The sequence below is a fragment of the Pedobacter sp. ASV12 genome, from assembly GCF_016429155.1.
Lineage (GTDB): Bacteria > Bacteroidota > Bacteroidia > Sphingobacteriales > Sphingobacteriaceae > Pedobacter.
The window spans coordinates 1-8,106 of record NZ_JAELUC010000116.1 but is presented as its reverse complement, the minus strand read 5'-3'; the positions used below and the strand labels follow the sequence as shown (position 1 = coordinate 8,106).

The 8,106-nt window shown below is 44.5% G+C and carries 11 protein-coding genes; 6 read left to right on the top strand and 5 right to left on the bottom strand.

All coding sequences use genetic code 11. The annotated features are described in order from the left end of the window. The 4 genes from JHD69_RS18115 to JHD69_RS18100 all read right to left on the bottom strand — a co-directional run. On the bottom strand, positions 1 to 1,370 hold a 1,370-nt coding region (locus JHD69_RS18115), incomplete at its 3' end, for a S41 family peptidase (protein ID WP_199141755.1). 40 nt (positions 1,371 to 1,410) lie between these two features. After that, positions 1,411 to 2,019 carry an HAD hydrolase-like protein gene (locus tag JHD69_RS18110; protein ID WP_199141754.1) on the bottom strand — a complete coding sequence of 203 codons (609 nt, stop codon included), beginning with the start codon at positions 2,017 to 2,019 and terminating at the stop codon, positions 1,411 to 1,413. An 8-nt stretch (positions 2,020 to 2,027) separates the two neighbouring features. Continuing rightward, positions 2,028 to 2,507, bottom strand: a complete 480-nt coding sequence (locus JHD69_RS18105; RefSeq protein WP_199141753.1) for a hypothetical protein — start codon at positions 2,505 to 2,507, stop codon at positions 2,028 to 2,030. A gap of 9 nt (positions 2,508 to 2,516) precedes the next feature. Further along, positions 2,517 to 3,167 (bottom strand): ABC transporter ATP-binding protein, encoded by a 651-nt coding sequence (locus JHD69_RS18100; RefSeq protein WP_199141752.1) that lies wholly within the window; start codon positions 3,165 to 3,167, stop codon positions 2,517 to 2,519. Positions 3,168 to 3,311: 144 nt separating this feature from the next. Between JHD69_RS18100 and JHD69_RS18095 the strand changes: the two genes are divergently transcribed. From JHD69_RS18095 to JHD69_RS18070, 6 genes are all read left to right on the top strand, one after another. Further along, complete coding sequence (locus JHD69_RS18095) at positions 3,312 to 3,944, top strand: hypothetical protein (RefSeq protein WP_199141751.1); 633 nt, start codon at positions 3,312 to 3,314, stop codon at positions 3,942 to 3,944. 112 nt (positions 3,945 to 4,056) lie between these two features. Then, complete coding sequence (locus tag JHD69_RS18090; RefSeq protein WP_199141750.1) at positions 4,057 to 4,353, top strand: winged helix-turn-helix domain-containing protein; 297 nt, start codon at positions 4,057 to 4,059, stop codon at positions 4,351 to 4,353. A 43-nt stretch (positions 4,354 to 4,396) separates the two neighbouring features. Beyond that, positions 4,397 to 4,696, top strand: a complete 300-nt coding sequence (locus JHD69_RS18085; RefSeq protein WP_199141749.1) for a hypothetical protein — start codon at positions 4,397 to 4,399, stop codon at positions 4,694 to 4,696. Positions 4,697 to 4,715: 19 nt separating this feature from the next. After that, a complete protein-coding gene (locus tag JHD69_RS18080) occupies positions 4,716 to 6,329 on the top strand; it encodes a DUF4153 domain-containing protein (RefSeq protein WP_199141748.1) in 1,614 nt (537 codons plus the stop codon). A 70-nt stretch (positions 6,330 to 6,399) separates the two neighbouring features. Next, positions 6,400 to 7,167: a ferritin-like domain-containing protein gene (locus tag JHD69_RS18075; RefSeq protein WP_199141747.1), complete on the top strand. Its 768-nt coding sequence runs from the start codon at positions 6,400 to 6,402 to the stop codon at positions 7,165 to 7,167. 120 nt (positions 7,168 to 7,287) lie between these two features. Then, complete coding sequence (locus tag JHD69_RS18070; protein WP_199141746.1) at positions 7,288 to 7,749, top strand: hypothetical protein; 462 nt, start codon at positions 7,288 to 7,290, stop codon at positions 7,747 to 7,749. A 163-nt stretch (positions 7,750 to 7,912) separates the two neighbouring features. Here JHD69_RS18070 and JHD69_RS18065 read toward each other — a convergent pair. Then, positions 7,913 to 8,106 (bottom strand): hypothetical protein (locus JHD69_RS18065; RefSeq protein WP_199141745.1); only part of this gene is annotated, 194 nt, incomplete at its 5' end.

Genomic DNA, 8,106 nt, shown 5'->3' with positions numbered 1-8,106 from the left:
CCCCCCCCCCCCCCCCCCCCCCCCCCCCCCCCCCCCCCCCCCCCCCCCCCCCCCCCCCCCCCCCCCCCCCCCCCCCCCCCCCCCCCCCCCCCCCCCCCCCCCCCCCCCCCCCCCCAAAAATTTTTTTTGTCGTGGTTCGTCGGCAGCGTCAGATGTGTATAAGAGACAGCCGTATTGCCAGAAACGATAAAAACTATGTTTTTCACATTTTGCAAGGGTCCTGTTTTGTTGAATTTTTCGGTATTGGCGGCTACGGTATACGATACATTGGCATAGGTAACAATCTTACCGTTTTGGTATTGTACTTTTCCATTGCCATCAAGCAGGGGTTGATTAGATAAAATCGTTGCCTGTCCACTCTGCATCAAACTGTTGTAATACTCGGCAAACATCATTTGTCCGTTTGCACTCGAAGGCGCAATCTGATCAATCAGGTATTGGGCAGTATTTACATAGCCACCCCCATTGTACCTCAAATCAACAATCAAATCGGTTACGCCACTGGCATTGAAATTACTAAACGCGGCATCGAAAGCAGCCTGAGAGTTAGCCATGCTCGAAAAACGGGCATAAGCCAGATACCCAACTTTTTTGCTACCAGCAGTAAATACTTTTGTGGCATAGATCGGGCTGCTTTTATAAACAGCCTTGGTTAAAGAAACCGTAAATGCAGCGCCAGGTGCGCCATCTACATATTTAGTGCCTTCTAAGGTAATCGTCGTTCCGTTAAATGAGGTATTGATAAAATCTACATCAGAGGCAAAACTTGAACCGATAGAACGGCCATTGATTTTGGTCACGCGGTCGCTTCTTACCATTCCCGCTTTATCAGCTGGCGAATTTTGGTAAACAGCGGTAATGAATAGCGCAAAAGCATCCGTTGACGAGCTGGTGCCATAAGCGCCTAACTTTACGCCCAGGTCGTTGCCGTTGCCTTCCAAATCGACTGAGCTTTTCTCAGTTTGTACGAAGGCGGTAGGATTTTTGGTGGTGATATCCTGAATATAAGAATACTTAGAAGAACCAGAACTAGAGCTAGCTTCATAAGGCTTTCCGGTACTCGGATTAATTTTAAGCTGCGTAATGGCATATAGCTCGCTATTATAATTAGCTAAATCTGAAGAGCCCGAAGTATATTTGCGCGGATTGAACACCTCGTAAGTAGGCAGGGCATCGTTCCATAAATAGATCTGTTTGGCATAAAGAAAAATAGAGTCACGCGTTAGGTCTGCCCTCGAAACGCTTGGTGTTACTGGGGGCTGTTCAGGGGGCGTAACAGGCGTTGGTGTAGGCGTTACCTTGGTTTTCTTGCAAGAAGATGCAAATACCACGGCAAACAAAGCCAAAATGAAGAGTGGTTTGAATTTCATTTTAAATAAGTTAATCGAGTACTAATTAACGGATTTTTTTTTACAATAGTTTTGTTACATCAAAATATTCTATGCCGAGAACTACCGCAAACTGTTCATCTCTTTCGTTTGCACCTATGATTGCCATATCATCTATAGACAGCCCGTTTTGCTCGCTCAGGAAATCGATACTCTCCGTCGATGGTTTGGGTTCAAATTCTGCCGTAAAATATACTTTAAGGTATTGTTCCAAACCATTCCACTCTAGCTGCTTGATTTTATTGATTTCTTCGGCAGGATTGCCGTCGGCCAAAATGAAAATCTGTTTTCTTTCTACCACAATCTCCTGCATCAAGGCCAAAACCTGTTTATAAAGCAGCAACTTTAAGGGAAGCCGCGCGTTTTCGTGCAGAAGATCAAAATTATGCCTGTATTTGCTATCAATGGCAAATTGCTTAGCCGTTTTATCGAAAATAGCCTCGGCGCCGCTGGTTAGGTATTCGTTTTGCATGAAAGCTATCATTGCTCCAGAATCAAGCTGTTCGGTATAGGCCATAAATTCTGAAAACAGGTAATAAACCTGCAAGAGGTAGTCTTTTTTGGGATAAAGTACATCGTCGAGGCCAAAAACAAAAGCCTTTTTGTGTTTGAGGAGAGTTTCAAATGCCATAACCTGAATTAAATGGTAATTAATGAGTGTTGACCGTTGACCCAGGCAAAAGCCCCGTTTAGGTTGTCTTGTGGCGTTTGCCAAACCACGTTGTCGCTAGAGGCATATAAAAGCTTGCCAGAGTCGTAAACCGCCCAATCGTTTAATTTCGGTGTTTGGTTTGCACTAAAGTAAAGTGGCAGCGCTTGGTCATCGGGCAACAAGATGTGTATGCCAAATTCGCCAAATAGTACTTTGGCTTTTGCAAGCGCAGCGACTTCAAAGCTATACAGGGGCAAAACCGTAGTTATACCCTCGTCTAAGCAAATATTCAGGATGTTGTGCGCAACAATTTCTTCGTTTTTTTTGCCCAGGCTGATCATTTGATAAGCCGCTGATCTGAGCATCGGCACCGTTCCGTAATCGGCCAATACTGCTTCCCTATTTTCAAAGGCCTTGAGCAGTTTCAATGCGGCAATGGCCGTGCCGCCGGTAATTAATAATTTCAAATTCTAATGTTAAATAATGAAACCATCCTTCATGGTCACTACCCTGTCACTAATTTGAGCCAGGTCTTCGTTATGGGTTACAATGACAAAAGTCTGCCTAAAATTGTCGCGCAGATTGATAAATAATTGATGCAGCGCATTGGCATTTACCGAATCGAGATTGCCCGAAGGCTCATCGGCCAACACAATGGCAGGATTATTAATCAGTGCCCTAGCCACGGCAATGCGCTGCTGCTCGCCCCCCGAGAGTTCGTTAGGTTTATGATCGGCCCTTCCGTTGAGACCGAACAGCTCCAGCAGTTCGTGCGCCCTCCTTTCGGCTTCTTTCTTGCTTTTTTTTGCGATAAAGGCAGGAATACAGATGTTTTCCAATGCCGTAAATTCGGGCAGCAGGTGATGAAACTGAAACACAAATCCGATATTTTTGTTCCTGAACACGCTGAGCAGATCGCCGGAAAGCTCGTTTATTTTGGTGCCTTTCAGCTCAACCGTACCTTCGTCGGGCTTGTCTAAGCTGCCCAAAATATGCAACAAGGTGCTTTTGCCAGCACCTGAAGCGCCTATGATACTTACAATTTCACCTTGGGCCACTTCAAAATCCACTCCTTTTAAAATGGGAAGGCTTCCGTAGGCTTTCTTTATTCCTGTCGCTTTTAGCATGCGACAAAGTTAGTTATTTTATAAATTAGGAACAGGCTATTTTGAATTTGCCAGCTGCCATAACAATTGCCTTTCTCCTTTTTTCGAAAAAAACTTGCAGGTTTGATTTTTCTATTTAACTTTGAAAAACAAAGTACTTTTAGCATGAGCAACCAAGAGGAACAACTGAATGCCCTAAGCGATATTAGAAAATTGATGGACCGCTCTTCCCGGTTTATTTCGCTAAGTGGCTTATCTGGCGTATTTGCAGGCTTAACGGCCTTGGGAGGCGCTTTTTTTGCATACAGGGAACTCGAAGCCTACGCCACTGGCGCTTATGGTTATGGCGTTGATGCGGATATAGCCATCGAATTCAACTTGTTGAAATTGGGCATGCTGGTGTTGGTTATAGCCCTCATGGGAGGATTTCTGTTCACCTACAGGCAAAGCAAAAAGAAAAAACTTCCTATTTGGGACAGAACCACCAGAATGCTGGTGATTAACCTGGCCATTCCGCTGATTGCCGGTGGCCTGTTCATTCTTGCCCTGCTGTTTCAATACGCCAACAGCGTTGGCCTTATTGCCCCGCTCTGCTTGTTATTTTATGGACTGGCGCTGATCAATGCCAGCAAGTACACCTATTCGGATATTCGCGTTTTGGGCATTTGCCAAGTGGTTTTGGGCCTTATCGCTACATTCTATATTGGCTACGGCCTTTATTTCTGGGCCATTGGCTTTGGCGCATTGCATATTATTTACGGCATTATCATGTACCTTAAATACGAAAGAGCCCAATAACCCGTTGAACAGATTTTTAGCTCATGACACCATCCTATTTTCAAGATCGCGCAACGGAATGAATGGTTAAATCAGGAAGGCTTCACCGCCACTGAAAACAAAAATTGAAGAGATGAAAAACCCGATAGAGGCTTTAAACAAAATATTCGACAGCAGGATCAGGCTTGGCGTAATGTCGGTATTGACGGTGAACGAGCGCGTCAGCTTTAACGAACTGAAACAGCTGCTTGAGCTAACCGACGGCAACCTGGCTTCACACCTGCAGACCTTGGAACAGGCAGCATATATCAAAGTACAAAAAGCCTTTATCGGCCGAAAAACCAATACGACCTACATGATTACAGATTTGGGCAAGCAGCATTTCAAGGCGCATTTAGATGCCTTGGAAAAAATGATCAAAGGAATCTAATTTTTTTTGGACTTTAACTTTGAATTACAAAGCACTTTTAAAAATGAAAACAACAAACCAAAACTTCGCCGCCGAGACCGGCAAACAGACGGCCAAATATTCGGCCATTATCGGAATAGGCATTTTCCTGCTCTTTTGCATTAGCCGTTTCGAGGCATTGATGCCCATCGGCTTATTCTATCTGGTTGCTGCCGCCATTGTGAATGGCATTATCCTGCTGACGCTATTTATCGAATTGCTAATCAATGCCAAAGACCGAAAGCAGCTGCTCATTTCGATGGGCATTATGCTCCTTAACATTCCGCTCTCGCTAACCTGCGCAACCCTTGCGCTTAATCTTTAAACTTCAATATCCTATTCAAATGGAACAAAAATTAGATTTCAAACTGCTCGCCATTGTTGCTGGCGGACTGCTTTTTACCTTTCTTTTCTGGATGGAAAAAATGGCGCTCAACCTCCTCCTCTACTCGGTATTCAGCGGCATCGCATTGCTGCTCGACAAAGGAATTCCTAAAAGCCGCAAGTTGTTTACCTTGGGCGCTTTGCACTTGTTGGCCGGTATTTTGGTGGTTTATAACCAGTCGGTCCTTACCGTATTTACCTGGTATATCAGTTTGGCCGTGTTTGTGGGCTTTGCCCATGCACAATTGATCAGGAGTGTTTTTACCGCCATTATTTCCTTCCTGATGCAACTGTTTACCTCGCCATTCAACCTCATCCAGCGACTGATTAATGTCCGTATCGGCAATTTTTCGCTTAAACCCTTGGCCAAACCCATTAAGTATGTAGTGTTGCCCATCCTGGTGCTTTTGCTGTTCACGGCCTTGTACAGCAATGCAAACGAGGTTTTTGCTCAATACCTGAACCAGTTTACCGATGGCCTGTCCGTATTCTTTACCAACATTTACAATTTTTTCTTTGCAGATCTCAGCATCGAACGTGTCATTCACCTCATCATCGGCCTCTTGTTTACGGCGGCTATTTTGCTTGGTTTGAAAGGAAATGGCTTTGAGGCGCTCGAACTCAAGTGCAAGGAGCAGCTGGTACGTAACCGCAAACGCAATAAAAACACTTTTGCTCATGAGTTAGCCGATCTTTTCCTGGGCAGCTTCATCAAGAGCAAACTTGCACTTAAAACAGAAAACATCATTGGCATACTTTGCTTTGCCATGCTTAATCTTTTGTTGCTGTTTTTGAATCTGATAGACCTAGGAACCCTTTGGCTAAATGCCCAAAACGCAAGCGCGGCGCATTATGCCTCAGAACTACATGACGGCACGAACATATTGATTTTCAGCATTGTGCTGGCCATGATCGTTATCCTCTATTTCTTTAATGGCAACCTTAATTTTTACCACAAAAACAAAACGCTTAAGTTATTGGCCTTCATTTGGATTGTACAAAATACATTCCTGGTGCTTTCTGTCGGCTTGAGAGATTATAACTATGTGCTCATGTACGGACTTACCTATAAACGGATCGGTGTAGCCGTTTTCCTGATGCTCTGTACGGCTGGGTTGGTTACGGTGTATTTAAAAGTAGCGCAACGAAAAACCTTCTTTTTCCTTTACAAGGTAAACGGCATGGTTTGGTATGCGCTGTTGTTTGTCTGCTGTTTTGCAAACTGGGATGTCTTTATTGTGGAATATAACCTAAAAAACCAAAAGGCTTCCGCTATAGACGTCAACCATTTGACCGATCTTTCAGACAAAACGCTTCCTCTGCTCGACCAAAACCGAAAACTGCTGTACAGCGCCTTAAAGGATTCTGAGTTTTGGCCATTTGCCATCGATACGGCTGTAAACAATCCGGCCCAAACCACACAAACCGAAAAACTGACCGAACAGCAACAAGCAGAACTGGCCTTTAACAAGCGATTAGACCGGAGGATTGCTGATTTCAAAGCGCGCTACAACCGTACAACCTGGTTATCGTGGAACTATCGCGACTGGCAAACACACCAATATTTTCATTAAAATATTTTAGCTAAATCGATACGCGCTACCTCAAATTAACGCTCTCTTTTCCTGACCTAAAACCTAAACCATGAAAACTTCTCGTTATTGGAAAGATTATTTTGACCAGAACCTCAAGAAAGAACGGATCGACTGGTCCATCAGCCCTACGTTAACCCTTACCGAAAAACAGGAAATACTGGCCTCGCTACAGGCTTGGCAACTGGGCGAAACCTCTGAAGGCACCAACCTGATCAACGCGGCCACCAAACATGCCAAAAAACTAAACGATGCACATTATACGGATGCCATCAGATTGTTTATCAAAGAAGAACAAAAACATGGCGAAAACCTGGGCAAATACCTCGACCGCATCGGCGAACCCAGAATTAAAAAAGATTGGGGCGATAGCCTGTTCAGAAAAGTACGAGGACTTCAGACGGATATGGAATTCTGGACCATTGCCGTAATCACCGTAGAAAGCACTGCTCAGGTTTTTTACCAATGCTTAAAGGATGCCACCTCCTGTAAGCTGCTGAAGCAAATCTGCACCGATATCCTCATAGACGAAGCGGCCCACATCGACTTTCAGCTGGAACGCCTTTGCCTGATTTATCAGCACAAAAACAAGCTGGTCCGAGGAATTTCCTATATTTTTTACACCGGCTTTTACTATGGCACCATCTTAACCGTTTGGTTTGCCCACCAAAGGCTGTTTAGGGCCGGGCATGTACGCTTTGCCGGTTATTGGAAAAAGATGCAATCCAAATTCGGCAAGACCATTAAAAAACTGAACGCTAAGCCTTCATCCGTAAACCATAGCACAAGTCAACAGGCAAAGGCATCATGGCAAGCTTGATTATTTTGGCACTGATTATCTTTGCTTTAGTATAATCTGAAGTAAATTGGCATTATATATTTTATCAACTAGAATACAGCAGGAATCCGTTCACCTGTAGCAAAACACCAACTCATCATCATGGGCATTGAAGTTTATTTTATCCTGTTCTTTTTGGCCTTGGGCCTAAGCCTGTTTTGGAGCCTGGTTTTCAGGTCTGCCAAAAACACTGTTAAAAAAAGAATAATCATCGTGTTGCTTACCTTAGCAAGTGCACCAGCTGTTTATTTAGGGCTAGCGATGTTGCTCATTGCCGGGATGACCTACCATCCCAATCGCGACTTCGACCAGGAACGATGGAAAAGCGAGCCCGATAAGAGATACGAGCTTACGAAAAACCTCATCAACAGCCAAGTTCTTATCGGAAAAAACAAGTCAGAAGTCATCGCTATACTGGGCAAGGAAAGCAGCAATAAAGCCGACGAAGACCTTTGGCATTACGACATAGGGTTTGTAGCGAGCATTGGCAACATAGACCCGGATATCTTGGAGATAAAATTCAAAAATGGCAGGGTTATTTCGGCAAGACAAATTTCAACTTGACAAGCCTTATTTCTGCCTAACTAGGCATTTTGTAATTTCTCGAGCACAAAAGCAACAATTATTAAAAAATCAGGCGGTTGCTATTGGCATAAAGCTTTTGAAATTGTAGATTTGGGCAAATTTTTGAGCAATGAATATCCACGAATATCAAGGTAAACAAATTCTAAAAAGTTTTGGCGTTGCCATCCAAGAAGGCATCGTTGCCGATACAGTTGACCAAGCTGTTGCTGTCTCTTATACACATCTGACGCTGCCGACGAACCACGACAAAAAAATTTTTTTTGGGAGGAGGAGGGGGGAGGGGGGGGGGGGGGGGGGTGGGGGTGGGGGGGGTGGGGGGAGGAGGGGGAGGGAGGG

Coding starts and splice junctions, on each gene's coding strand:
- JHD69_RS18110 (WP_199141754.1), bottom strand. CDS start 2,019: ATGGCATTTGAAACTCTCCTCAAACACAAAAAGGCTTTTGTTTTTGGC.
- JHD69_RS18100 (WP_199141752.1), bottom strand. CDS start 3,167: ATGCTAAAAGCGACAGGAATAAAGAAAGCCTACGGAAGCCTTCCCATT.
- JHD69_RS18095 (WP_199141751.1), top strand. CDS start 3,312: ATGAGCAACCAAGAGGAACAACTGAATGCCCTAAGCGATATTAGAAAA.
- JHD69_RS18090 (WP_199141750.1), top strand. CDS start 4,057: ATGAAAAACCCGATAGAGGCTTTAAACAAAATATTCGACAGCAGGATC.
- JHD69_RS18085 (WP_199141749.1), top strand. CDS start 4,397: ATGAAAACAACAAACCAAAACTTCGCCGCCGAGACCGGCAAACAGACG.
- JHD69_RS18080 (WP_199141748.1), top strand. CDS start 4,716: ATGGAACAAAAATTAGATTTCAAACTGCTCGCCATTGTTGCTGGCGGA.
- JHD69_RS18075 (WP_199141747.1), top strand. CDS start 6,400: ATGAAAACTTCTCGTTATTGGAAAGATTATTTTGACCAGAACCTCAAG.
- JHD69_RS18070 (WP_199141746.1), top strand. CDS start 7,288: ATGGGCATTGAAGTTTATTTTATCCTGTTCTTTTTGGCCTTGGGCCTA.